27 protein-coding genes are annotated in these 25,712 nt (G+C 33.7%); 9 read left to right on the forward strand and 18 right to left on the reverse strand.

The annotated features are described in order from the left end of the window. Positions 1-2: 2 nt before the first annotated feature. From rplP to rplC, 8 genes are all read right to left on the reverse strand, one after another. A complete protein-coding gene (gene rplP / locus LO744_RS18805) occupies positions 3-428 on the reverse strand; it encodes a 50S ribosomal protein L16 (RefSeq protein WP_066679841.1) in 426 nt (141 codons plus the stop codon). Positions 429-506: 78 nt separating this feature from the next. Next, positions 507-1,253, reverse strand: a complete 747-nt coding sequence (gene rpsC / locus LO744_RS18810; RefSeq protein ID WP_230672159.1) for a 30S ribosomal protein S3 — start codon at positions 1,251-1,253, stop codon at positions 507-509. An 8-nt stretch (positions 1,254-1,261) separates the two neighbouring features. Beyond that, positions 1,262-1,660 carry a 50S ribosomal protein L22 gene (gene rplV / locus LO744_RS18815; RefSeq protein WP_230672161.1) on the reverse strand — a complete coding sequence of 133 codons (399 nt, stop codon included), beginning with the start codon at positions 1,658-1,660 and terminating at the stop codon, positions 1,262-1,264. A 2-nt stretch (positions 1,661-1,662) separates the two neighbouring features. Further along, complete coding sequence (gene rpsS / locus LO744_RS18820) at positions 1,663-1,941, reverse strand: 30S ribosomal protein S19 (protein WP_066679844.1); 279 nt, start codon at positions 1,939-1,941, stop codon at positions 1,663-1,665. Positions 1,942-1,943: 2 nt separating this feature from the next. Beyond that, positions 1,944-2,765, reverse strand: coding sequence for a 50S ribosomal protein L2 (rplB, locus tag LO744_RS18825; RefSeq protein ID WP_230672163.1), 822 nt, complete (start codon positions 2,763-2,765; stop codon positions 1,944-1,946). A 22-nt stretch (positions 2,766-2,787) separates the two neighbouring features. Next, a complete protein-coding gene (gene rplW, locus LO744_RS18830) occupies positions 2,788-3,078 on the reverse strand; it encodes a 50S ribosomal protein L23 (protein ID WP_230672165.1) in 291 nt (96 codons plus the stop codon). Between the two features lie 3 nt (positions 3,079-3,081). Next, the gene (gene rplD, locus LO744_RS18835) at positions 3,082-3,711 is read right to left on the reverse strand and encodes a 50S ribosomal protein L4 (protein ID WP_230672167.1); all 630 of its coding nucleotides are present in this window, start codon (positions 3,709-3,711) and stop codon (positions 3,082-3,084) included. After that, positions 3,702-4,328, reverse strand: coding sequence for a 50S ribosomal protein L3 (rplC, locus tag LO744_RS18840; protein ID WP_066679847.1), 627 nt, complete (start codon positions 4,326-4,328; stop codon positions 3,702-3,704). Before rplC ends, rplD begins: the two co-directional genes overlap by 10 nt. 240 nt (positions 4,329-4,568) lie before the next feature. On the opposite strand from rplC, the gene LO744_RS18845 reads away from it, so the two are divergent. Both LO744_RS18845 and LO744_RS18850 read left to right on the forward strand, forming a co-directional pair. After that, a complete protein-coding gene (locus LO744_RS18845) occupies positions 4,569-5,684 on the forward strand; it encodes a hypothetical protein (RefSeq protein ID WP_230672169.1) in 1,116 nt (371 codons plus the stop codon). 139 nt (positions 5,685-5,823) lie between these two features. After that, the gene (locus tag LO744_RS18850; RefSeq protein ID WP_230672171.1) at positions 5,824-8,529 is read left to right on the forward strand and encodes a hypothetical protein; all 2,706 of its coding nucleotides are present in this window, start codon (positions 5,824-5,826) and stop codon (positions 8,527-8,529) included. Positions 8,530-8,572: 43 nt separating this feature from the next. Here LO744_RS18850 and LO744_RS18855 read toward each other — a convergent pair whose 3' ends face one another. From LO744_RS18855 to LO744_RS18895, 9 genes are all read right to left on the reverse strand, one after another. Continuing rightward, positions 8,573-9,412 (reverse strand): GLPGLI family protein, encoded by an 840-nt coding sequence (locus LO744_RS18855; protein WP_230672173.1) that lies wholly within the window; start codon positions 9,410-9,412, stop codon positions 8,573-8,575. A gap of 87 nt (positions 9,413-9,499) precedes the next feature. Beyond that, positions 9,500-9,985, reverse strand: coding sequence for a low affinity iron permease family protein (locus tag LO744_RS18860; protein WP_230672175.1), 486 nt, complete (start codon positions 9,983-9,985; stop codon positions 9,500-9,502). A 134-nt stretch (positions 9,986-10,119) separates the two neighbouring features. After that, positions 10,120-12,303: a TonB-dependent siderophore receptor gene (locus LO744_RS18865; protein WP_230672177.1), complete on the reverse strand. Its 2,184-nt coding sequence runs from the start codon at positions 12,301-12,303 to the stop codon at positions 10,120-10,122. 118 nt (positions 12,304-12,421) lie between these two features. Next, positions 12,422-13,249, reverse strand: a complete 828-nt coding sequence (locus LO744_RS18870; protein WP_230672179.1) for a GLPGLI family protein — start codon at positions 13,247-13,249, stop codon at positions 12,422-12,424. 182 nt (positions 13,250-13,431) lie between these two features. After that, positions 13,432-13,737, reverse strand: a complete 306-nt coding sequence (rpsJ, locus tag LO744_RS18875) for a 30S ribosomal protein S10 (protein ID WP_002661363.1) — start codon at positions 13,735-13,737, stop codon at positions 13,432-13,434. Positions 13,738-13,754: 17 nt separating this feature from the next. Next, positions 13,755-15,872: an elongation factor G gene (gene fusA, locus LO744_RS18880; protein ID WP_230672181.1), complete on the reverse strand. Its 2,118-nt coding sequence runs from the start codon at positions 15,870-15,872 to the stop codon at positions 13,755-13,757. Between the two features lie 6 nt (positions 15,873-15,878). Next, positions 15,879-16,355, reverse strand: coding sequence for a 30S ribosomal protein S7 (gene rpsG, locus LO744_RS18885; protein ID WP_230672183.1), 477 nt, complete (start codon positions 16,353-16,355; stop codon positions 15,879-15,881). Between the two features lie 23 nt (positions 16,356-16,378). Beyond that, on the reverse strand, positions 16,379-16,792 hold the full coding sequence (gene rpsL, locus LO744_RS18890; protein WP_027383325.1) for a 30S ribosomal protein S12: 414 nt from the start codon (positions 16,790-16,792) through the stop codon (positions 16,379-16,381). Positions 16,793-16,915: 123 nt separating this feature from the next. Beyond that, positions 16,916-18,292 carry a hypothetical protein gene (locus tag LO744_RS18895; RefSeq protein WP_230672186.1) on the reverse strand — a complete coding sequence of 459 codons (1,377 nt, stop codon included), beginning with the start codon at positions 18,290-18,292 and terminating at the stop codon, positions 16,916-16,918. A gap of 143 nt (positions 18,293-18,435) precedes the next feature. On the opposite strand from LO744_RS18895, the gene LO744_RS18900 reads away from it, so the two are divergent. The 7 genes from LO744_RS18900 to LO744_RS18930 all read left to right on the forward strand — a co-directional run bounded on the left by LO744_RS18900 (position 18,436) and on the right by LO744_RS18930 (position 25,252). Then, a complete protein-coding gene (locus tag LO744_RS18900) occupies positions 18,436-18,912 on the forward strand; it encodes a Dps family protein (protein WP_230672188.1) in 477 nt (158 codons plus the stop codon). 96 nt (positions 18,913-19,008) lie between these two features. Further along, entirely contained in the window at positions 19,009-20,187 is a 1,179-nt protein-coding gene (gene pncB, locus LO744_RS18905) for a nicotinate phosphoribosyltransferase (protein ID WP_230672190.1), read from the forward strand. 162 nt (positions 20,188-20,349) lie between these two features. Next, positions 20,350-20,865 (forward strand): YciI family protein, encoded by a 516-nt coding sequence (locus LO744_RS18910; RefSeq protein ID WP_230672192.1) that lies wholly within the window; start codon positions 20,350-20,352, stop codon positions 20,863-20,865. Positions 20,866-20,925: 60 nt separating this feature from the next. Next, positions 20,926-21,681 carry a DUF5995 family protein gene (locus LO744_RS18915; protein WP_230672194.1) on the forward strand — a complete coding sequence of 252 codons (756 nt, stop codon included), beginning with the start codon at positions 20,926-20,928 and terminating at the stop codon, positions 21,679-21,681. A 304-nt stretch (positions 21,682-21,985) separates the two neighbouring features. Next, the gene (rmuC, locus tag LO744_RS18920; RefSeq protein ID WP_230672196.1) at positions 21,986-23,497 is read left to right on the forward strand and encodes a DNA recombination protein RmuC; all 1,512 of its coding nucleotides are present in this window, start codon (positions 21,986-21,988) and stop codon (positions 23,495-23,497) included. Positions 23,498-23,615: 118 nt separating this feature from the next. Continuing rightward, positions 23,616-24,407 (forward strand): hypothetical protein, encoded by a 792-nt coding sequence (locus LO744_RS18925; RefSeq protein ID WP_230672199.1) that lies wholly within the window; start codon positions 23,616-23,618, stop codon positions 24,405-24,407. A 77-nt stretch (positions 24,408-24,484) separates the two neighbouring features. Next, on the forward strand, positions 24,485-25,252 hold the full coding sequence (locus LO744_RS18930; protein WP_230672201.1) for a TrmH family RNA methyltransferase: 768 nt from the start codon (positions 24,485-24,487) through the stop codon (positions 25,250-25,252). Between the two features lie 75 nt (positions 25,253-25,327). Here LO744_RS18930 and LO744_RS18935 read toward each other — a convergent pair whose 3' ends face one another. Continuing rightward, entirely contained in the window at positions 25,328-25,555 is a 228-nt protein-coding gene (locus LO744_RS18935; protein ID WP_230672203.1) for a hypothetical protein, read from the reverse strand. Positions 25,556-25,712: the final 157 nt, after the last annotated feature.

Raw genomic sequence — 25,712 nt, forward strand, 5'->3', positions numbered from 1 at the left:
GATTAAAGAGGTTTAACAAAATCGTTTGCAACTACAAATCTAGTCGTAACCGGTAATTTTTGTGCAGCAAGCCTAAGAGCTTCTTTAGCGATATCGTAAGATACACCTCCGATTTCGAACATAATTTTACCAGGTTTTACTACAGCTACCCAATATTCTACAGCACCCTTACCTTTACCCATCCTTACTTCGGCTGGTTTTTTAGTAATAGGCTTATCTGGAAATATTTTGATCCATAGTTGACCTTCTCTTTTCATATATCTTGTCGCAGCGATACGAGCAGCTTCGATCTGTCTAGCAGTGATCCAAGCACCTTCGTTGGCTTTGATTCCGAAAGTTCCATAAGCAAGTTGATTACCTCTCTGAGCAATCCCCTTCATTTTCATCTTATGAACTCTACGGAATTTGGTTCTTTTTGGTTGTAACATAATTTCTTAAATTTTAGATTTTAGAATTTAGATTTTAAAAAAGTAACGGTCGTTTAAAAACTATCCTCTAAAATTTTATTAATTATTTTTTTTATCTCTTGAAGGTCTTCTGTTATCTCTATCTCCTCCTCTGTCTCTGTTTCCACCACCTGAAGGACCACCTTTCTTCTGTTGTCCTACTAATGGCATAAGATCTCTCTTACCATAAACTTCTCCTTTCATGATCCAAACTTTAACTCCTAACTTACCGTATTGAGTTAATGCCTCACCGATATGATAGTCGATATCTGCTCTGAAAGTAGATAATGGGATTCTTCCGTCTTTAAAGTTTTCAGAACGTGCCATTTCAGCACCGTTTAATCTACCAGAGATTTGAACTTTAATACCTTCAGCACCCATTCTCATTGTAGAAGCGATAGCCATTTTCACAGCTCTTCTGTAAGAGATTCTGTTTTCAATTTGCTTAGCGATACTGTCAGCAACTAATACTGCATCAAGCTCAGGTCTTTTGATTTCGAAAATGTTGATTTGAATATCCTTTTTAGTAAGTTTCTTCAATTCTTCTTTTAACTTATCAACTTCCTGACCTCCTTTACCGATGATTAATCCCGGTCTAGCAGTAGTGATTGTAACGGTTACTAATTTAAGTGTTCTTTCAATATAAATTTTTGAAATACCACCTTTAGATAATCTTGCTTCAAGGTATCTTCTGATTTTGTAGTCTTCAGCGATTCTGTCTCCATAATCTTTACCACCAAACCAGTTTGAATCCCATCCTCTGATGATACCTAATCTGTTACCAATTGGATTTGTCTTCTGTCCCATACCTTGAATTAATTTTCTTTTGTTCCTAAGATTAGTGTAATGTGGTTTGATCTTTTTCTGATTCTATACCCTCTACCTTGTGGTGCTGGTCTTAGTCTCTTCAATTGTCTTGCACTGTCTACAAAAATTTCTTTAACGATTAGGTTAGCTTCTTCGATATCAGCACCTTCGTTCTTTGATTGCCAGTTAGCCATCGCAGAAAGAAGTACTTTCTCTAATTTGTTTGAAGCGTCTTTCTTAGAATATTTTAGAATGCTTAAAGCTTTTTCAATTTCTACCCCTCTGATGATATCAACTACTAATCTCATCTTTCTTGGAGATGAAGGGCAATCATTGTGTAATGCTTTTACTACATCTTGATTTGTTAATTTACGTGCTAATGCACTTTCTCTTTTTCTTGATCCCATGATTATCTGCTTCCTTTGTTTTTGTTACCACCATGACCTCTGAAAGATCTTGTTGGAGAAAATTCGCCTAGCTTGTGACCTACCATGTTTTCTGTAACGTAAACTGGGATAAAAGATTTCCCGTTGTGTACAGCAATAGTTTGTCCTACAAAGTCTGGAGAGATCATAGATGCTCTAGACCAAGTTTTGATAACAGTCTTCTTACCAGACTCTACATTTGCCTGAACCTTCTTATCTAAAGTATAGTGAATGAATGGTCCTTTTTTAAGTGATCTTGCCATAATTATTTTCTTTTAGATACGATGTAACGGTTAGACACTTTGTTTTTCTTTCTAGTTTTGAAACCTTTAGCAGGCATACCATTTCTAGATCTTGGGTGACCTCCAGAAGATTTACCTTCACCACCTCCCATTGGGTGATCTACAGGGTTCATCACTACCGGTCTTGTTCTTGGTCTTCTACCTAACCATCTGCTTCTACCAGCCTTACCTGATACAGTTAACTGATGATCAGAGTTAGATACAGATCCAATCATTGCATAACACTCAGTAAGGATCATTCTAGATTCTCCTGAAGGCAATTTAATGATTGCATATTTTCCGTCTCTTGAAGTCAACTGAGCTGAAGAACCAGCACTTCTTGCTAAAATTGCACCTTGACCAGGCTTCATTTCGATACAAGAAATTACAGTACCCAATGGAATATTTTTCAATTTCATTGCGTTACCGATGTTCGGCTCTACGCTTTCGCCAGAAATAATTTTTTGGTCAACTTTGATTCCGTTTGGAGCGATGATATATCTCTTCTCTCCGTCTGCATACTCCACTAAAGCGATGAAAGCAGTTCTGTTTGGATCATATTCTACAGTTTTTACCGTTGCTTCAACATCATGCTTGTTTCTTTTGAAGTCGATAATTCTGTATTTCTTTTTGTGTCCACCTCCGGTGTAACGCATGGTCATTTTACCAGTTTGGTTACGTCCACCTGACTTACTAATACCAACAGTTAGAGATTTCTCTGGTTTGTTAGTAGTAATTTCCTCAAAATTGTTTACAATTCTGAATCTCTGTCCTGGGGTGATAGGTTTTAATTTTCTAACAGACATTACTATTATTTATAATTAATAATTAATTTACAGCAAAAATATCAATTACTTCTCCTTCAACAAGAGTAATAACTGCTTTTTTCAATTTGTTTGTCTTTCCTACTTGAAGACCTTTTTTCGTGTATTTCGAAGAAACTTTAGGCGCATAAATCATGGTTCTAACGTCTGCTACTTTCACACCGTAAGCTTGCTCAATTGCATTTTTAATCTGGATTTTATTCGCCTTAGGTTGTACTAAGAAAGAATAAGCACCTCTTAAATCTGTAAGATAGTTAGCTTTTTCTGAAATAACTGGTTTAATAATTAGTGACATGATTTATTTCTTTAAATTTTCCTGGAATTTTTCAACTGCACCTTCTAAGAAAACAATCTCACCTGCGTTGATAAGGTCATAAGAAGAAATTTCGTTGAATTTCATCACCTTAGTCTTAGGCAAGTTTCTTGAAGATAAATATACATTCTTGTTAGTATCAGCCAAAATGAATAGAGACTTCTTGTCATTCAATGCCAAAGCATTCAATACTGTAATGAAATCTTTAGTTTTAGGAGCAGCAATGCTTAATCCTTCAACAATTCTAATGCTGTTATCTCTCATTTTCTGAGAAAGAACAGATTTTTTAGCTAATCTCTTAAGAGCTTTGTTCAATTTGAATCTGTAGTCTCTTGGTTTTGGACCAAAAATTCTACCTCCACCTCTGAAAACTGGAGACTTGATATCACCATATCTTGCAGAACCTGAACCTTTTTGCTTTTTCAACTTCTTAGTTGAACCAGCAATTTCGCTTCTTTCTTTTGATTTATGAGTACCTTGACGCTGAGCAGCAAGATATTGTTTTACTTCTAAGTAAACCGCGTGCTTATTTGGCTCAATTCCGAAAATAGATTCGTCTAGAGTTACTTTTTTTCCGGTTTCTTTTCCTGATGTATTTAATACTACTAATTCCATTTTCTGATAATTACATAAGAATTTTTAGCTCCCGGAACAGCACCTTTTACTACTAAAAGATTTTGTTCTTGATCCACTTTTAATACTTGAAGGTTTTGTACAGTTACCTGCTTACCTCCCATTCTACCTGCCATTCTCATCCCTTTGAATACTCTTGAAGGATCTGATCCCGCACCGATTGAACCTGGAGCTCTTAATCTGTTGTGCTGACCGTGAGTAGCTTGCATTACACCTCCAAATCCGTGTCTTTTAACAACACCTTGGAAACCTTTACCTTTAGAAGTACCTGTTACGTCAACAAATTCACCTTCAGCGAATAAATCTACAGTTACATCTACACCTACAGTAACTTGGTCTACGAATTCTCTGTAGAATTCTACCAACTTAGCTTTAGGAGTTGAACCAGCCTTTTTAAAGTGACCGGCTAACGCTTTACCAACGTTCTTTTCACTCTTGTCATCGAAACCTAACTGAACAGATTTGTATCCGTCCTTTTCAATGGTTCTGACCTGTAAAACTGAGCAAGGACCTGCCTGAATAACGGTACACGGCATATTTTTGCCGTTTTCGTCAAACAGAGAAGTCATCCCAATTTTTTTTCCAATAATACCTGACATTATTTATATAATATGTTATAAAATTTTCTTGTATTCACTTTCATTTTTCGGACCCTCAAGTAATTACCAAGTTTGAATTGGGCATACTGCTCCCCTAAAATGAGTGTGCAAATGTATGAATAAAATTTAATTTGACAAAAATTTCTTGTAAATATTTTGATTTTTAATCCTTTAGAGATTTGAAAGGATTTTGAAAACCATTTTTTTTAAATAATTTTTTAATTTTGAGAAAAAAGTAATATGAAAAATATTTTCACCACCCTCATTTTATTCTTCAGTAAGATTTCTTTTACAAAGGCAGCAATTCTGCTTACAGGAAAAAGAAGTTTTAATAATGAAGAAAGAGCAAGTGGATCGGGAATACCCTCTTATTATTTAGGTGTAAAGAAAATCTTACCCATATTTTTTGTACTCCTTTTAGTTGTTTCATGCAGCAAAAAAGAAAAACATCCGTATTCATTCTATTACTGGAAAACACATCTTACCTTAAATGACACCGAACAAAAAGCTTTAGATAAAGCTACAAATCCATTTTTGTACACCAGATTTTTTGATGTTGATAAAGTGAATGGTAAGTTTCAGCCTGTTGCGGTAATTACAAAAGATAAAAATTTTGAAAGCGATAAACAGATTGTTCCAACAGTTTTTATAACCAATCAGACTTTTTTACAGATTAAGAAAGAAGAAATCCAGTTTTTAGCTAAAAGCATTCATCAGCTCATTCAGAAGAAAGCGACAAACGATCAATTGAAAATCAATAACGAAATTCAAATCGATTGCGACTGGACTGCAGGAACCAAAGATGATTATTTTGAATTTTTAAAGGAACTAAAAAAGATTTCAGGGAAAGAAATCACCTGCACTTTGAGACTTCATCAGGTAAAAGATAAAAATCTAGCAGGAATTCCACCAGTTGAGAAAGTCTATCTGATGTGCTACTCTACTTCATCCCCATTAGAAAATTCAGATAAAAACTCGATTTTAGATTTGAATATTATGAAAAGCTATTTATCGAAGTTGGAAGATTATCCTATTCAAAAAATTGAAGTTGCACTCCCGATTTATTCTTGGGGAATCGTAACCAATCATTTAGGGAAACATAAACTCATCAATGCACTTTCTGCAAAAGACCTAAATAATCCTGATTTCAAAAAGATTTCTGATTATGAGATTGAAATTTTAAAAGATGGTTTTTACTTTGGTAACTTTTTAAATAAAGGTTTCAAAATCAAAGTGGAAGAAATCTCACAGGAACAACTTAATAATGCTACACAATTCCTAGACAAAAAAATTAGCACTTACAACATTATATATTATCAATTAGATAGTAAATTTGTAGAAGGACGGAAATTTTAAGAAAGTTGGAAGCTTTAGGCTTGATGATGGAAGTTTTCAAGTATGGATAAATTAAAGATTTGCAGAGATGAAACTTTAAAAATTATGAAGAAACTGGGGCAAGGTTTTCAAAAAAATAAATAAAACACCAAAAATCAATATGAAAAAGTATATCATTTCACTTGCGGTTGCATCACTTTTCTACACCAAAACTGAAGCTTGTGCGTGGTCTGACCCTGATCATGACTACTTCAATCTTTTTACGCAAAGCATCATTAAAGACAAATCATATCTTCCTTTTTTACATAATTATTCTGATCGATTTTACACCAATTATAAACCTTCACAGATTCCTGATGAGAATATAGAATCGTGGCGATCGTTTTTTGGCAATCAGCTGAATTATACAGAGACCAATTATCTGGTGAATAAAATCCCCATGGCCGATTTGAATGATTTAAAAAAAGGAAATCCCAACAATCAGTTTCTAAAAAAATTAGGAACAGGTTTTTATGCTAAATACCGTGAGGCTATAGATTATTTAATTGAAGCAAAATATCTGGAACCTTACATGAAAATCAACTATGTAGAAAGTCCGGATTCTTTTTATTACCGAGAAAATGAAAGCGATAAAAATGCGACCCAATTAGATTATAACAAAACTGTTTCGGCTTTAACTTCTTTATACAATGCAGCTAAAAATCCTGAAATCAAGCAGCGTTACGGTTATCAGTTGGTGAGATTTAATCATTACACGAGAAACTTTGATGCAGCTTTGGAAGCATTTAAAAAATATGTACAACCTATTTCGTTGAAAGGTGCCCCCTATTATATGGCACTTGATCAATTGGCAGGAGCTCAAAGGGGTTTGCAAATGGGAAGTGATGCCAACTGGAATTTCTTTCAGGTTTTTATGAAATCTAAAAGCCGTAAAGAATCTGCATTTATATCGATGAAACTTTCAGACTCTGCTTCTTTCAATAATATTATGAAAAGAGCGGGAACGAATGAAGAAAAAAACATGGCGTATTTTCTTTTAGGATATGAAGATTTCACCAACCCCATTCCGATGATGGAAAAGATGTACGACATCGACCCCGATTCTGAAATTTTAAAAGTAATAGCAGCAAGAAGCATCAATGAATTGGAAAGAAATTATCTTCCTACCTATTATTATGCTTCAAAAGATTCTAAATCAACTTCAGAGAAAAAAAATAATGTTAACACCGAAAAAACTGAAGTCAAGAAAAAAGAATTGAGTTTTTGGCAGAAAATCGTTCTCTTCTTTAAAAACCTTTTTGGTGGAAAGAAATCTGATACAACGAATGATAAATCTGAGCAAAGTAACGATGAATTGTTCGAAAATCCAGATAGAATTCCAACTTTTGTAAAGAACAATTCTTATTATTATTCTGAAAATGAAAATCAGAAAGACTTTTTGGACGACCTTGAAAAATTCACCACAAAAACCAAAGAAAAATCTAAAGATGAATATTGGCAAATTGCAGATGCCTATTTAAAATTCCTTAAAAAAGATTACAAAGAAAGCAGCAATATTTTAGAAGATATAAAAACCAATAATCCGGAATATCTTGAAGAAATCAAGAGAATGAAAGTACTGAATGATATCGTTTCGCAACCCAAAATTGATGCAGATTACGAAGATCATTTAATGAAAAATTATGCTGACTATTTTGTTGAAAAAGCACCCATAAAAAAAGACAGTACCGAAACTAATGACTACGATTATTACGGTGAAGCTCCGTCAACCGCAGATTTCCTAAAAGATGTTCTCGCCAACCGTTATTTCCTACAAGGTGAAGATGGAAAATCTTTCTTAATGAATAACAAGCTTTCTGACCTTCAGTATAACCCAAATTCAAGTTTGGTAAAAAGTGTCGAAGAATTTTACAGAAAGCCTGATAAAACTCAGTTTGAGCAACAGATTATTGCTAAAAACCTTGATGATGTAGGAAATATAGACTCTTTCTTTGCCAATATCTATGGAGACCGAGCGATGAGGCTGGCTGATTTTGAGAAAGCTAAATCGTATTATCAAAAGGCAGTAAACTTCTCAGGAATTCCGAGAGACAATTATGAAAAATATAATCCTGAAACCGGAAAATATGAAAAACTGGTTTACAACGGAGAAAATTATGACGGCTTCAGCAATATTCCGAATTTAGTTTTTGGACACAATGTTTGGGAAAGCTTCCAAAGTCCTGAAACACAAAGCATGAAAGCTGAAGATTACACAGCATTTCCATTTATTAAACCTAAAATGAATAAACTTGAATTGGCAGATGCATTAATTCAGCTTAAAAAAATAGGAGACGGAAGAGATGAAAAAGCAGCCAACGCCAATCAGCTTATTGGAAATTTAATGTACAATACTTCGATTTTGGGATATTACAGACATCTTTTTGTGATGGATATCGACAACAGCAACGGCGGAAAATATGATTTCTGGCAAACGAAGAATGAGAATCCGTATCAGTATTATTACAAGAATTTCACGTACAATACTTTTATAGAACCCGATAACTTTGATTTAGCTATCAATTATTATAAAAAAGCATTTGACCTTTCTAATAACAGAGAACAGAAAGCAAGAGTTCTTTTCCAGATGGCCAGTGCAGAACAGGGAAAATATTATCAGTATGAAGCCAAAAATCAGGCAAACATTGATTATGCTGATCCGAAATGGTCTGAGAAAAATGATGCCTACGAAAAACAAATGGGCGATTTGAAAAATCAGAAATACAGAACGTACTTTACCCAGCTCAAGTCTCAATTTTCAAATACAGAAACGGCGAGAGAACTGATGGGAAGCTGCAGTTATTTTGATTATTTTATGAAGCGATAAATTATAAAACTAAAGCCTTACAAATGTTGTAAGGCTTTAATTTTTATTCTAATTCAAAAGGGTCGTAGAGAAGAGGCTTTGATTTAACAATCATGGGCGAGCCATCCTCGTTTAAAGCTTTACCATGAAAAGCACCCGGATTATCGTGATAGGTTTTCTCAACTTCTCTAAACTTTGTTCTGCTTATTCTCAGGATTTCTTTATCGTTTCGTAAATAAATCTCCGTTGGTTTTTTATCAATTCCAATTGCTGTAAAATGATACTTATTTTTTGAATCTTCAAGTTCTAAAATCAAACCCGGCAATCCTTCGAAAACATACGGGCCGTTGTTTACAGGAACTTCCGTGGTGTACCAAGCTGTAAATTCTCGTCCTCGATATTTTACAGTTGCCCTTTTACAGCTATAATCAAGAATTTTCTTTGATCCATTATGAAGTTGCCACTTCAATTCAGGCTGAATTTCTTGATATTCGTATTTTGTTTTGTATCTTTTTTGATAAGTAACTTTTTGATCAGCTACCGATTTTAAACTCTCCATATTCCATAAAGGATTGTACATAAAAAGTTGATTCATTTCTTTCGCTCCCACACTTCCGAGATGAGAATGTTTTTCAAAAATAGAATCTTTCTGTAATGTTTTGTTATCACTAAACTTTGAATAGTGTTCACCAATTTGTAAAACACACAATCCCTCTCTCGGATTTTGAGAAAGCTTTTCGTCTTTTAAAAATTTAAACTGGTAATAAATATTAAGATTACTTTTATCAAAAACCTTTGCATTGTAAGATGATGACTTCATTGAAAAATCACCGATAATTTTAGTTTGCTGAGCGCAAATTAAAGCTGAACAAAAAATCAAAACTGAAATAAAAATCTTCAACATATAAAAACTTTAGACACAAAAATAAGGTGAAAAATTAATTTGCTCTAATTTATCCTTTAAAAAAAACACATTGGTGTGATAAATGATTTATTTATTTTGTTTCAACAACCATTCTTCATGCCTTTGTTTAAAAGCAGTGTGCTTTCGGTCCTGATTTCTCTTGGCTGCATCTATTGAATGCGAAGTATGAATATCTGAATCATCTTCGGCAAAATCGGCTAACTTCTCGTAATAACAATGCAGTTGGTCTAATTCTTTCTCAGTGAGATCTTCGATATCGACAATTCGGTTGCTAGCTTTTTCGTTGGCGGCAATCAGCTCATTGAGTTTTATCTGAATGGCTTTAGAATCTTTATTTTGAGATTTCTGAATCAGAAAAACCATCAGAAAAGTAATAATTGTGGTACCAGTATTGATAACCAACTGCCAAGTTTCGGAATAATTAAAAACAGGCCCTGAAACTGCCCAAATCACAACAATGGCAACGGCACCCAAAAACGCATACGAACTTCCTGTAAACTTAGTTGCCCAGTTTGAAAATCTCTCAAAAACACTACTCTCAGATTTTGCCATTGTTTTTTTATTAAAAGTAGCGAAAAATCACTCATCTGTAATGACAAGTGATTAATAAAAAAAAGAAAGCCCCTGAAAAAAAATTCAGAGACTCTCCCAATATAGACAAAACTATTACTTAGAAATTTAATCTATTAAAATTTATAATTAATCTGCGCTGAGAAATTTCTCGGCTGAATTTGGTCAATATATCCCCCTCTGAAATAAGAGTTGTACCCTACTGCATCGAAGATATTATTTAAGAATACTCTTAAGCCTAATCCGTTTTTAAACTGATATCCTACTTGAGCCTCTACCGTAGTATAATCTGGCATGTTGAATGGCTTTTCTTCAGGTTGTGTGCCATTGATATGACCTTCATTTCCATATGTATTTTTTTGCTTGTAATCGTCAACAGGTCTTGTTCCTACATAGTAAATACCTGCTCCAATGTCTAATCCTTCTAATATCCCTTGATTAAATTTGTAATTAAGCCAAGCGTTTGCAGTATTTTTAGGAGTGTTGATTGGTGCTGAACCATTTACAAAAGATGGACTATCTTGATATTGAGCATCTACATATGCCCACCCCGTCATCACCTGAAGATTTGGAAGTATTTTTCCAATTAATTCTACTTCTACCCCTTTTCTTTTAAGCTGTCCCGCTAATGCATATATTCCAGTCTTATTACCTCCGGTTAATATTTCGTAAGAAAGATTATCTGTATTGATGTTGAATAGCGTCACATTGAATCTTAATCTTTCATTTAACCAATCAGATTTAATTCCTGCTTCCCACTGTTTTGTTGTAGACGCTCCTACCGTTCCTCCTGTTGCTAAAACATTATTTGCACTTCTTAAACCTGTAGTACTTGTATATGAACCAAAAACATTCATATTTTCAATAGGTGAAATCATCAATCCAAAAGATGGATTCCATGCATAGTTTGTTTCTTTATCTGAACCGTTCAGCCTGCTATATCGAAGACCTAAGTGTGCTTTTAAATATTTATTAAATGTTATCACATCCTGTGCCATTAATCCAACAGTAGGTGCTAAAGAAGAAACCGGATTATTTTTAGATACCTTAAAATTTTCTCTATCAATAGTAGAAGGCAGAATGTTATTGATGTCGTTTAAAACATTAATTCGATCTACGTCTTTTGCATCATAAGAAGTGGTGGTTACATCAGACTCTTTCCAGTCAAAACCGACTTGAAAGGTATGCTTCATAAAGCCTGTCATTACATCTGCACCAATAAAATCGAACTGAAATACTTTGTTGAAATCTTCACGTTCAGATTTTGTAAGCGTTCTGTCTCTAAACTCTGTAGGATTATTTTTATCAAGCGGTGCCAACGCTGCTCCCACAGTTTCTGATTGATATGACGAGCTCATGAAGGCAGCTCTTAATTTTAGTTTTTCGGTAAGCTTTCTTGTTGCTGTAGTAGAAAAATTGAACGTTTTCGTTTCAGCATTATCTGTTGAGAAACCAAGAAATTTTCTTCCCGGCATTTTATAGATATTTTCAACGTCTCCTTTTCCTATATTTACCGTTCCTCTATCTGGAGTTGTATTATTGTGCAGATAATCCATCTCAGCAACAATTTCTGTTTTATCATCCGGACGGAAAGCGACTGATGGATTTACATAAATACGGTCTGTATTGACAAATCTTCTAAAACTATTGCTATCCTGATACGCTGCATTCAAACGAACGGCAACTCTACCCTTTGTATCTAAAACTCTTTGAAAGTCTACTGTTGGTCTGTAAAAATCCCAACTCCCGTATCTGAAACCTACGTTGGTCTGATTGATAAACTTTGGAATCTTTGTAACAACATTAATCACCCCACCTGCAGAACCAAGACCATCACCAATACCTTGAGTAACGGCAGCAGACCCTTTAATGACCTGAATACTTTCTACACCCTGCATATCGGTAAGCATTGCACTGGTACGGAAATCAGAATCCATCATTACTCCGTTTTTCAAAACAGGAACTCCACGATATCCTCTGATAGACATACTCTCTCTTGTTCCACCATAACTTCCGAATTGTGTAACTCCAGGAATGTTTTTGGCTACATCTGTTACGGTAAGTCCGCCAAGTTGCTCGATTACTTTTGTAGAAACTACAGATATTGATTGGATCTGATCTCTTGTTTTAAGAGGCAGTCTTGTGATAACTTCTAACCCTTCAGGTTGTTTGTTTTTTTCACCGAAAAGCTCTACCTCTTCGATGGTGGTTTCTTTTCTTATTGTGTCGTTCACCTTCTGTTGTGCTTTAGAAAAAGCCACTCCCAAAATCAGCAATGAGACAGATACCGTTTTTTTCATTTATTAAATTTGAAACAAAAATATTATTTTTATTAATTCTAAATAAATTATACAAACTGATAATTGTCATTAATGTTAAATTTATTACAAAAAAATCCCTTTTATAAAAAGGGAGACTTTAATTTGAAGGGTATTTTATGACTTTATTAATTTCTATTGGATTATTTTCTCTAAGTATCGCTTTTCGTCGTTCATCCGACATACCTTTGAGCTGGTCTAAGCTTTTTATCTCTACTCCCATTACATAAAATGTATTTTCAGGATTGGTATTCGATTTAAAGGATTCTGCAATATCCTGCAATGGGTTATTATAAAGTTCTAATTGTTTTTTTGCAATGATTTTTTCAGTAACGGGAATTGGTTTTTGCCCAATAAAACTTTCAAGGAACTTAGCTTCGTACGTTTTAGGGAGTTTCATGCTTTTTGATAATTTGAAAATAAAATTATTCTTATCGTCTTCAATCTCGAAAATCAATCCGGGAAGCCCTCGGAATTTGTATGGTCCTTCACTCAGATTAACATCTTTTGAAAACCATGCAATCCAATTTCTTCCGCCAAAATTTGTGGTAGCTTTTTGTAATGTATATTGCCCGTCAATCTTTGTATCATTCAGGAGTTTCCAATTCATTTTATCGGTTGATTTTACTGAGAAAAAATCATTTAGTAAAATTAATGAAGTATTGTCAAAAGAATTCTTTTTTCTGATAAGAGCAGGAAGCTGGTCATCCCATCTTGATCTTCTCTGGCCACGAATAATATTTAAAGAATCGGTTTCAGCATAAGAATAGGGGTAAAATTTGACATCGTCAGGGTTGATATCCAAAATCATATTGTCTTTAGCAAATTCTTTTGCCAAGGAATCGGTTTTGTATTGATACTGATAAATAAAGCGATGCGTCTGTGCAGAAAAAAATAAAGGAAATAAAAGCAAAATGATTTTTTTCATATTTAATTTTAATCAAAAATATCAATAATGTTTGAATTAATTAAAATTATGTTTAAATATTTAGTTTAAAATATCATTAAAATTTAAAACAAAAAAATCCCTCTTCTTTCGAAAAGGGATTTAATATTTAAGGTGTTGCTAAAAAACTTCCGACTTCCATCATCCATCTTCCAGCAAATTTATCACACTTTAATTTCTACGTCTACACCTGAAGGAAGTTCTAATTTCATTAGAGCATCAACAGTTTTAGAAGAAGAAGAGTAGATATCCATCAATCTCTTGTGAGCTGATAATTGGAACTGCTCTCTTGCTTTTTTGTTAACGTGAGGAGATCTCAATACTGTGAAGATTCTCTTATTCGTTGGCAATGGAATTGGACCGTTTACAACAGCACCAGTAGCCTTTACCGTTTTTACGATTTTCTCAGCAGACTTGTCTACCAAGTTATAGTCGTAAGATTTTAGTTTTATTCTGATTCTTTGTGACATTTCTTTACTTTAAAAAATTAACCTTTTGCTTTAGCAATGATATCTTCAGCAACGTTTTGTGGAGTAGCTTGGTACTTCTCTAATTCCATAGAAGAAGTAGCTCTTCCTGATGAAAGTGTTCTTAGAGTCGTAACATATCCAAACATTTCAGAAAGAGGAACTGAACCTTTGATAACAACAGCACCGTTCTTTTCTTCTTGTCCGCTAATTGTACCTCTTCTCTTGTTAAGGTCTCCAATAATGTTACCCATATATTCTTCTGGAGTTACAACCTCCAATTTCATAATAGGCTCCATAATTACTGGCTTAGCAGCACGTCCCGCTTCTTTAAATCCTAACTTTGCAGCCATTTCAAAAGAAAGAGCATCAGAATCCACCGCGTGGAAAGATCCGTCTTTAAGAGTAACTTTAATACCTTCAACTTCGAAACCAGCCAAAGGACCGTTTTTCATTGCAGCTTTAAAGCCTTTTTCAATTGATGGAACAAATTCTCTAGGAACGTTACCACCTTTGATCTCATTAATAAACTCAAGACCTACTTTACCTTCGTCAGCTGGACCTAGTTCGAATACGATATCAGCAAATTTACCCTTACCACCAGATTGTTTTTTGTAAACTTCTCTGTGCTGAGCAACTCTTGTAAGATTTTCTTTGTATTCTACCTGAGGCTGTCCTTGGTTAACTTCTACTTTGAATTCTCTTCTCATACGATCTACAAGAATGTCAAGGTGAAGTTCACCCATTCCCGAGATAATCGTTTGACCAGAAGCTTCGTCAGTTTTAACCTGGAACGTAGGATCTTCTTCAGCTAATTTAGCCAAAGCGTTACCCATTTTATCCTGGTCAGCTTTAGTTTTAGGTTCAACAGCGATACCAATTACTGGATCAGGGAAAACCATCGATTCTAGAACGATAGGGTTTTTCTCGTCACACATTGTATCACCAGTTTTGATAGATTTGAAACCTACCGCAGCACCAATATCTCCTGCTTCAATATATTCTACAGGATTTTGCTTGTTAGCGTGCATCTGATAGATTCTTGAGATTCTTTCTTTATCACCTGAACGAGTGTTTAAGATATAAGAACCTGCATCTAGTCTTCCAGAGTATGCTCTGAAGAAAGCTAATCTTCCTACGAAAGGATCGGTAGCAATCTTAAATGCTAAAGCCGCGAAAGGCTCTTTTACGTCTGGTTTTCTGAAGATTTCAAGATCTGTTCTTGGGTCTGTACCTTTGATATCATCTTTATCCAATGGAGAAGGCAAGTATTTACATACTGCATCCAACATAAACTGTACTCCTTTATTCTTAAATGAAGAACCACAAGTCATTGGGATAATAGATAAGTCGATAGTAGCTTTTCTAAGAGCTTCGTTGATTTCTTCTTCTGAAATTGAATCTGGATCTTCGAAGAATTTCTCCATCAAAGTATCATCATAATCAGCAACAGCTTCAACTAATTTTTCTCTGTATTCAAGAACTTCAGCCTTCATGTCTTCAGGAATTGGCACTACTTCGAAAGTAGCTCCTTGTCCTGCTTCATCCCAGATGATCGCTCTGTTTTTAATTAAGTCTACTACACCTTTGAAATCTTCTTCAGCACCGATTGGTAAAACGATTGGAACTGCGTTTGATCCTAACATAGTCTTAACCTGGTTTACCACGTTAAGGAAGTCAGCACCTTGTCTGTCCATTTTGTTTACGAATCCCATTCTTGCAACTTTATAGTTGTCAGCAAGTCTCCAGTTTGTTTCAGACTGAGGCTCTACTCCATCTACTGCAGAGAATAAGAATACCAAACCATCTAATACTCTTAAAGAACGGTTTACTTCTACTGTGAAGTCAACGTGTCCTGGTGTATCGATAATGTTGAAGTGGTAAGATTTACTTTCAGGTAAAATTTTACCTTGATCAGTTGGGAAATTCCAAGCACAAGTAGTTGCTGCAGAAGTAATTGTAATACCTCTTTCAGCTTCCTGCTCCATCCAGTCCATTGTAGAAGCACCATCATGTACTTCACCAATTTTGTGGTTTACTCCTGTATAGAATAAAATCCTTTCTGTAGTGGTAGTTTTACCAGCATCAATGTGCGCAGCAATACCAATATTTCTTGTAAATTTAAGATCTCTACTCATTTCTAATTAGAATTTAAAGTGAGAGAAAGCTTTGTTAGCTTCCGCCATTTTGTGAGTATCAGATTTCTTCTTGTAAGCAGCTCCTTCTTCTCTTGAAGCGGCAACTACTTCATTAGCCAATTTCAAAGCCATTGACTTATCATTTCTCTTTTTAGAGTAAAGGATTAACCATTTCATAGCCATAGAAATTTTTCTATCAGCTCTGATTGGCATAGGAATCTGGAAGTTTGCTCCACCTACTCTTCTAGAACGTACTTCTACGTGAGGCATAACGTTAGTCAATGCATCTTTCCAGATTTCAAGGGCAGTCTTTTCAGTTTCTCCTTTTTTTGCTTCTACTAGCTCAAGAGCGTCATAGAATATTTTGAATGCGATTGACTTCTTACCATCAAGCATCAAGTTGTTTACGAATCTAGTTACCAATTGATCATTAAATTTTGGATCTGGTAACAACGGTCTTTTTTTCGCTTTTGTCTTTCTCATTGTTTCTGTACCTTATTTAATGATTATTTTTTCTTTCCTTTAGCCGGTGCAGCTGCAGCTTGACCTGGCTTAGGTCTCTTAGCTCCATACTTCGATCTTCTCTGAGTTCTTCCGCTTACTCCAGCAGTATCTAACGCACCTCTTACGATGTGGTATCTAACTCCTGGTAAATCTTTTACTCTCCCCCCGCGTACCAATACTATCGAGTGCTCTTGAAGATTATGTCCTTCACCTGGGATATAGGCGTTAACTTCTTTACCGTTTGAAAGTCTTACCCTTGCAACTTTTCTAAGTGCAGAGTTAGGTTTCTTAGGTGTGGTAGTATATACTCTCGTACATACACCTCGTCTTTGTGGACAAGAATCAAGTGCAGCCGATTTACTCTTCTTGGTAAGTGCGACTCTTCCTTTTCTAACTAATTGTTGAATAGTAGGCATTTAATTGCTTTTATTTTAGTTTGCAAAAGTAGTAATAATTTTTTAATTGACAAGCAGTTGCAAATAATTATTTACATTCTTAAAAATTAATTAACAGAAACTTACGCATCTAAGCTTAGGATTTTATTCTGTCTTAAATTTAATTTCCGACGTGTACAAAACTTTAGATTTATCTTTTATTGTATCGTTCATTAGCCATTTTATTTTAGGATTTAAGCATCCTATAATATTTTCTTTGATGCTTCCCACCTGTTTATTGGTATGTTGATAACTAAAATTTTTATTAATAATCGGAATATGATAAATTGTGGTGGTCACTTTATCTTTTTCATCATTATACAAATATTTCTTGCCTACAAAGCGTGACATCTGTGGCTCAATTTTCTTTTTATTGCTCAAAAAATTACTAGGATCTTTCACGTTATATACAGCAAGAAATACAAAAAAGAAACAGGAAACTCTCCAAATCAATTTGTCAGATTTTAAATTTTGAAAATATAAAATTAGAAATGAAAAGAATAAACAAATATTTGTTGCCGCCATCATCCGTACATTCATCTCTTCTATCTGCTGATAAAAGCTAGAAATAAATAATGCAGTAGCATATCCGAAAGCTACAATCCATAATAAAATATGGAAATAGTATAACTCTGTTTCTTTAGACTTTTTATAGTATTTAAAAAAATAAAATAACAATCGTAAATCGATTAGAAGTAATAAGAATTGAAAACCTATACTTAAGCCACTATTTGAAGCAGGCTTTATACCTATAAATGGATTTATTGAATTTACAACTCCCAAAATATCCCTTACTACATATATTGGTAGATTCTCAATAGGAGCACCCCGTAAATTCTCTCCTGTAAAACTTCCAAATTGAAAATAATTAAAAAGCAAATATGAACTTATTCCCAATCCAGATAAAAAAAGACATAATAAGAATGGTTTGAAATACAATTCCTTTTTCAGTTTAAAAAACATCAGTAAAAAGAAAAGCAACATTGATGCATAAATATAAATTCCAGAATACCTTATCAAAAACATACAAACCAAAACCACCGAAACACATACTGCATTTTGATAGCTTTTACTTTTTTCCAAAAACATTTGATGCAAAAAGTAAAAAAGAAAATATAGAAAAAAAACAAACGGAGCTTCAGAAATTGCCCCTAAAAAAACAAAGAAAAAAGTTTTGCCGGTAAACAATAAAACCGTCTCCCTAAAATAAAACTTTTTAAAATATGAGAAACTTAGAATTGTAATAATTAAAAAAAGATTCAGAATCCTGGAAGTCCAAAACCAATCTCCTGCAATATTATAAATCAATCTTAGCAAAACAGGATAACCTAAAGGAAAAAGATTAGTTTCCGGATTTGGCAAATCAGCAGCAATTCCAAAATAAGAAAGACTGTCAGCTCCTACCCCTCCATTTGAAAAGAAAAAAGGTACAACAAAATAGACAATCACTATTAATACCGCTAAAATTTTGTATTTAAACATTGCTTCTCCAGTTTATTTTTTCGCAATATTAAGAATTCTTATTTAGACCTATTTCAAAAATTTACACATAGCCAACATCTATCGCAAAAAGCAGTCTAATGGCACAATATTTCCTTAACTTAGAGATATCAAAAAATAAACTTATGAAAAATGCTAATATTATCGGTTTAAAAGAAACCGACTGCCAAAACATTGCAGAAAAACTTAATATATTACTTGCCAACTATTCTGTCTTTTATCAGAATACAAGAGGCTCTCACTGGAACATTAAAGGTGAACAATTTTTCACCTTACACCCTAAGTTTGAAGAGCTCTATAATAGTTTAGTTCTAAAAATAGACGAAATTGCAGAGCGTATACTGACGTTAGGAGCCACTCCGGCGCATAACTACTCAGATTACCTTAAAGTTTCTACCATTAAAGAAAGCAAAGAAGTAACCGACGGTAATAAAAGTGTAGAAATTATTCTAAATTCTTTTAAAGTGGTTATCGATTTACAAAGAGAACTTTTAGACATCACAGATAAAGCCGGCGACGAAGGTACCAACTCTCAAATGAGCGACTATATTACCGAGCAGGAAAAAGAAGTCTGGATGTACAATTCTTATTTAGGGAAGTAAAAACAGAATAAAAATCATTACAATATTTAAAAAATCGTCTTACATTTAGACGATTTTTATTTTAAATAAACTAAATTTGTGTTAAAATTACACAATATGCAAAATATGACGTTCAACTCCATTCTAGACAACGATTTCTATAAAATTACCATGCAAAATGCCGTGGTACAACTCTTCCCGAGACAGACTGTAAAATATGAATTTATCAACCGCGGAAAACATCATTTCCCTGAAGGATTTGACCATGCTTTAAGAGAGGTTGTCAATAAAATGGCAGAACTTAAGTTAACTAAAGATGAAAAAAAGTTTTTAGCTCAAACCTGTCCTTACTTAGACTTACCCTATCTTGATTTTCTTGAAGGTTACCATTACGACCCTTCTGAAGTAAAAATCTTACAGACCGGAAACGACCTGTCAGTAACCGTTGAAGGACTTTGGTACCGTACGATTCTTTGGGAAGTTCCTTTATTAGCTTTGATTAGCGAGCTCCATTACGAGATGAATCACATGGAAAGAGACTCCAATGAAGTCGTAATGGCCAAAACCTTGGAAAAAGCAGATTCCTTAAACAAATTGGGTGTTAACTTCGCAGAATTTGGAACAAGAAGAAGACATTCTTATAAAGTACAGAATCTTGTGATGGAAGCTTTAACTCAGAAAAAAGATTCAACTTTCATAGGAAGTTCGAATGTACATTTTGCCATGAAATATGGAGTAAAACCTATTGGAACCCATGCTCACGAATGGTTTATGTTTCACGGAGCCGAGTTTGGATTTAAAATGGCCAACGAATTAGCGCTTGAACACTGGGTTGATGTATATCGTGGTGATTTAGGAGTAGCTCTTTCTGACACTTATACAACAGATGTTTTCTTCCAGCAGTTTGATAAAAAATTTGCAAAACTTTTCGACGGAGTGCGTCATGACAGTGGTGATGCGTTAGAATTTGCCGACAAAACAATTGCTCATTATAAACGTCACGGAATTAATCCTTTATTTAAATACATCATTTTTTCGGATGCTTTAAATCTTGAAAAAGTAGAAGAAATCACCAATTATTGCAAAGGAAAAATAGGTGTTTCTTTTGGAATAGGCACCAATCTCACCAATGATGTAGGTTTAAAACCTATGAACATTGTTATGAAACTCATCGGCGTACAATCTCTCAACAAAGAATGGATTCCTACAGTAAAACTTTCCGACGAACATGGAAAATATACAGGAGACCCTAAAATGATTGAGCTTGCAAAAGAGTTTTTGAGGATTAAAGATTAAGTTAGGGATTAGGGATTAGGGATTAGGGATTAGGGATTAGGGATTAGGGATTAAGCAAAATTATGACAATCAGTAATTCATCCCTATTAAATATTTTTTAATACTTAAATCAAATCTTATCAGATTTTGAAAACTTGTTAGGGTTTAAAAAAAATATTCACCATGAAAAATTTATTACTTCTTATTGTAATCACATTTTCTTCGACTTCTTGTTTTGTCTACACAAAAGGCGAAGATGGAAAACCCGGAACTCCCGGCAAAAATAGCCCTTCTGCTGATTCAAAAAGTATCTACAACCAAAAACTGGCAGATTCATTAGGCGCAGATAAATACGGTATGAAAGCTTACACCATCGTAATGCTCACCACCGGAACAGCAAAAATTGATGATAAAGATAAAAAAGCAGAACTGATGAAAGGCCACATGACCAACATCGGCAAGCTCGCAGATGAAGGAAAAATTGTTGTAGCCGGTCCGTTCTTAGAAAAGAATAAAGAAAATTACCGCGGAATGTTTATTTTCAATACAAAATCAAAAGAAGAAGCCGAATCTTGGGTAAAGACCGACCCAGCAGTTGCTGCCGGAATTTTCAGTTATGAAATATTTTCTTGGTATGGTTCTGCAGCTTTGCCTTTGTATTTGAAACATCATGAAGAAATTTCGAAAGAAAATCCTTAAATATCTAAACCTCGCAAACTCAGCGAGGTTTTTTCTTATATTTAATTAAAACTAAACCAGATGAAAACCATAGAAGAAGTCCTGAAAAAATTAGACGAAATTATTATTTGGGCTAAAAAAAACAAAAGCCCAATTGGATATTTTGCATGTACCTACAAAATGATGACCGCACAGGTTTTAAAAGGAATTCAGCAGAAAAAATTTGAAGATAATCCAAGGATGATTTTGCTTGATATTGCTTTTGCAACAAGATATCTAGAAGCGTGGGAAAATTATAACAAGGGAAACAAATGTTCCAACTCGTGGTATCTAGCCTTTGAAGCGTCAAAAAATAAAGACCTTTTGATTCTACAACATATTTTTCTCGGGATAAATGCTCACATTAATTTAGATTTAGGAATTTCTGCCGCATCGATTATGCCTTATCGAAAAATTAATCCTTTAAAAACTGATTTTGAAAGAATTAATTCGGTCATCGCATCCATCAATCAAAATGTTCAGGATTCTTTAAATAAAATTTGCTATCCTGTAAACCTTATCGACAAACTTTCTAATGGAAAAGACAATGTGATTTTAGATTTTGCCATCTCAAAAGCAAGAGATACATCATGGGCAACTGCGGTTATTTCATCAAATACGCCTAACTTTCTGAAAGAATCTGTCATCAATATTGTTGATTATGCTGCTGCAAAAGTTGCTTCACAGATTTTAAATCCTAAGTTACTTTCTTCAACACTCGCTAAAGAATTGAAAAAATGTGAAAGCAGTGATGTGGTGAAAAATATTGAAATTTTAGAAAAAACAAAAATAAGCTAACATTTTGACTAGCGTTTTTAATCCGTCAAAGCTTTACGATTCAATGAATATAAAATAATCCCTAAAGAACCAACTAAAGGAAAAAACAAAATTGTAAGAAAACCTAGAATTCCTAATTTATTTTTAAGGGCAAAATAAAATCCTGCTGTGTAAATAATCACACTTGCGATTGCAAAAAATAAAAGGCTGAAAGGCCAATTAACATTATCATTATAGTAATTATTGAGTGTTTGAAATAAAAATCAAATATAATTTAAATAACATCTCGATTGGGAAAATTTACAAAAAATTGTAATTTTGAACTATGGAAATCACTTATCTAATTATTGGATGTTTTGCAGGAGGAATTATCGGTGCTGTCATTATTTATTTTGTATTGAAATCTACGATGGTTTCTAGAAATTCTTATGATGAAATGAATCACTTACATATCAAAAGTAAAGCTGATTTAGAAAATTCTAACGCTAAAATTGAGGATTTAAATCAACAGATTAATATTCAAAAAGACATAAATCTTGAACAATCTGATTTGTCAAATGACCTTAAAAACGAATTTTCAAAAATCTCTGCAGAAAACACTTTTCTTCAAACTCAATGTGATGAACAGAAGCTTTCAAATCAAAAACAAAATGCTCAAATTGAATTGATTTTAAATGAAAAGCAACATTTATATGCAAAAAACTCAGAATTATCTGCTCAAAATGAAGGCTTACAAAAATCTTTAGAAACTCAAAAAGAAGAAGTTAAAAAAATTCAGGAAGAAGGAAAGCTGCAGTTTGAAAATTTAGCCAACAAGATTTTAGAAGAAAAAACAGAAAAATTCACTGCCGTTAATCAGCATAATCTTAAAAATATTCTTGAACCTTTTCAGGAAAAAATCAATGATTTGAAAAATAAAGTCAATGAAGCGTATGAAAAGGAAAATAAAGAACGCTTTTCACTCGCTGAAAAAGTAAAAGAATTAGCTCAACTTAATCAGCAAATTTCTGAAGATGCTAAAAAGCTCACCAAAGCTCTGAAAGGCGAAAGTAAAACCCAGGGAAATTGGGGCGAAATGATTTTGGAAAGTATTCTAGAAAAATCTGGTTTGGTAAAAGGAAGAGAGTATTTCCTGGAGCATGAACTCAAAGACGAAGACAACAAAGCTTTATTTTCAGAATTTTCCGGTAAAAAAATGCGCCCTGATGCAGTGGTAAAATATCCTGACGAAAGAAATGTAATCATCGACTCTAAAGTTTCTTTGACCGCTTTCACAGAACTCGTAGATGAAACCGATGCCGACATTTATCAAATCAAAGTCAATCAACATCTATCTTCTATCAAAACTCACATTAGTCAATTGAGTCAAAAAGCATATGACGATTACGGAAAATCGTTAGACTTTGTGATGATGTTTATTCCGAGCGAGCCAGCCTATATTGCCGCCATGCAAGCTGATCAAAATCTTTGGAATTTCGCTTACGAGAAAAGAATTTTACTTTTAAATCCTAGCAATCTGATTACATCCTTAAAACTGATTGCTGATCTTTGGAAAAGAGAATATCAAAATAGAAATTCTATGGAAATTGCAGATCGTGGCGCTAAGCTCTATGATAAATTTGCTGGTTTTGTAGAAAATCTTGAAAAGGTGGGTAAAAATTTAGACTTAGCCAAAAATGTCTACAACGACGCCTACAAACAGTTATATACAGGAAATGACAACCTAATTATTCAGACACAAAAACTGAAATCTTTAGGAATCAAAAATAAAAAAGAGCTTCCACAAAGTATTATCAACCATTCTGAAACAGATTCGCAAAACATTATCAACGACTAAGCTCAATTCTATGGTAAAACTACAAACTAAATTTAAAATTCTCACCGGCATTATAGCTATTTTATTTTTCAATATTTCTTGCGGACAAAAACAGCAATCAAAACTCAAAAAGAATGATATGCTACCTAAAGAAATTAATCTCAATCCGAAAACATCCAAAATCATTGACAGTATTTTTATTTTAAAAATGGGCAAAAAAACACTTGAAGTGTTACAAATTTTTGAGCTAAAAAATGGTATAATAACTCATGGTAACATAAAATATTTTGTGAATGACACATTGAATTCAACCACAAACGACACGTTTGACTCAAACGGAAATAATATAGAAAGTCACACCATCCATCATTTTAAAAATTCAAATATGACATTCCGTAAGGAACTTGATAATTATGGAAATATGGTCAGTGTCGCAATCGAAGAAGATGGTAGAATAAGCCATTTGAAATACAAAAACATCTACCGAAATAATCAATTAGCAGAGTCGTCACTAATTTCAGAATACAGCGGCAAAACGATTAATAAAACAGTTCTTGAATATGATTCTAACGGCAATTTGGTGAAAGAAAAATCTAAAGAATCCGAGAGTGAATATCAATACAATCAAGATAAAAAAGTAACTCTTTACAAGCATATCAAAAATGGTGTTGTAGGTGAACGGATTATTTATCATTACAATAATAAACTTCTTACTAAAATGGAATGGTACGAAAATATAATATCACCAAACCCGATGATAACAGAATACGCTTATAATGACAAATATCAACTTGTTTTAGAAATTCAAAAAGAATTTGCATCGAAAACGGAATACAAAAACTATAATTCATACAACAACTGGCAAAGAAAAGAACAATATTCAGGAGGTGAAATGGACAGATTAACGACCAGAACTTTTTTTGATAAATAAATCTAAATTTCAGACAATTTGGGAATTCTTGATAAATCATTTTTAAAAAAGTATTTTTGTATCATAATTGATAAATCATGCTAATCGAAAGTTTCCAAAACGAAAAGATAAAACACATCACAAAACTTCTTACAGACAACCGTTTTCGCAAAAAATCGGAAGTATTTGTCGTTGAAGGACAACAGGAAAATGAAAGAGCTCTGAAATATGATTTTGAAGCTGTGGAATTTTATATCTGTGAAAATATTTTCAAAGGAAGTACACCTAAAGAAAAAATTCATTTGGTAAGTGATAAAGTCTACGAAAAAATTGCTTACCGCGGCAGCTCTGAAGGAATCATTGGCGTTTACAAAACCAAAGAAGCAGATTTAAAAAGCTTTAAGCCAAAAGAAAACTCAACCGTAATTATCGTTGAGGGTGTTGAAAAACCAGGAAATTTAGGAGCGATTTTAAGAAGCTGTGAAGCTTTTGGAATTGACGCGCTTATTGTGGCTGACGGAAAAACAGATTTTTACAATCCAAATGTTATTCGATCAAGTGTAGGTTGTCTTTTTGGAATGGACGTTTTTCAGGCTGAAAACAATGAAGTCTTTGAATTTTTACAGAAAAACAATTTTAATATCTACACAACTATTATGGATGAAACTTCCAAAGATATGTTTGTGCGAGATTTCACAAAACGTTCTGCCGTTTTATTTGGCACTGAACATTCCGGATTAAGCGATTTCTGGTTGGGTAAAGGTCAAAACACACTAATACCGATGACCGGAAGTATTGACTCATTAAATCTAAGCAATGCAGTTGCAATTACCTGCTATGAAGCATTAAGACAAAAGAAATCTTAAAGCTTTAAAATTATTAGACATAAAAAAACCGTCTCGCTAAGCGAAACGGTTCTTTTATCTTTTAATCGTAACTGATTAGTGTGCAGCTGGAGCAGCAACTTTAGCAGTAGAATCGATCGCTTTAGTAGCTGAATCAGCAACTTTAGAGATTGAATCTGTAGCAGCACCTGCAGTAGAATCAATAGCAGCAACAGCAGAATCAGCAGTAGCGTTAGCAGAGTCAGCTCCAGTTGTAGCTTCACCTTTTTTACAAGCAACTAAAGAGATTGCAGCGATAGCAGCTACGAATAATGACTTTTTCATAATAAATTAAATTTAATTTTGTTAATATTGTTTTTTAAATCTTTTTCTCTGTTCGGTTATTTGAACAAGACAAAGGTATAGCAGATGTGAAATTTGTTTATGAAAAATAATTGTAATAACTTTGTAAAATAGTTTTACAAATTAATAAAACTGAAAA

Source organism: Chryseobacterium turcicum (genome assembly GCF_021010565.1).
Classification (GTDB): Bacteria; Bacteroidota; Bacteroidia; order Flavobacteriales; family Weeksellaceae; genus Chryseobacterium; species Chryseobacterium turcicum.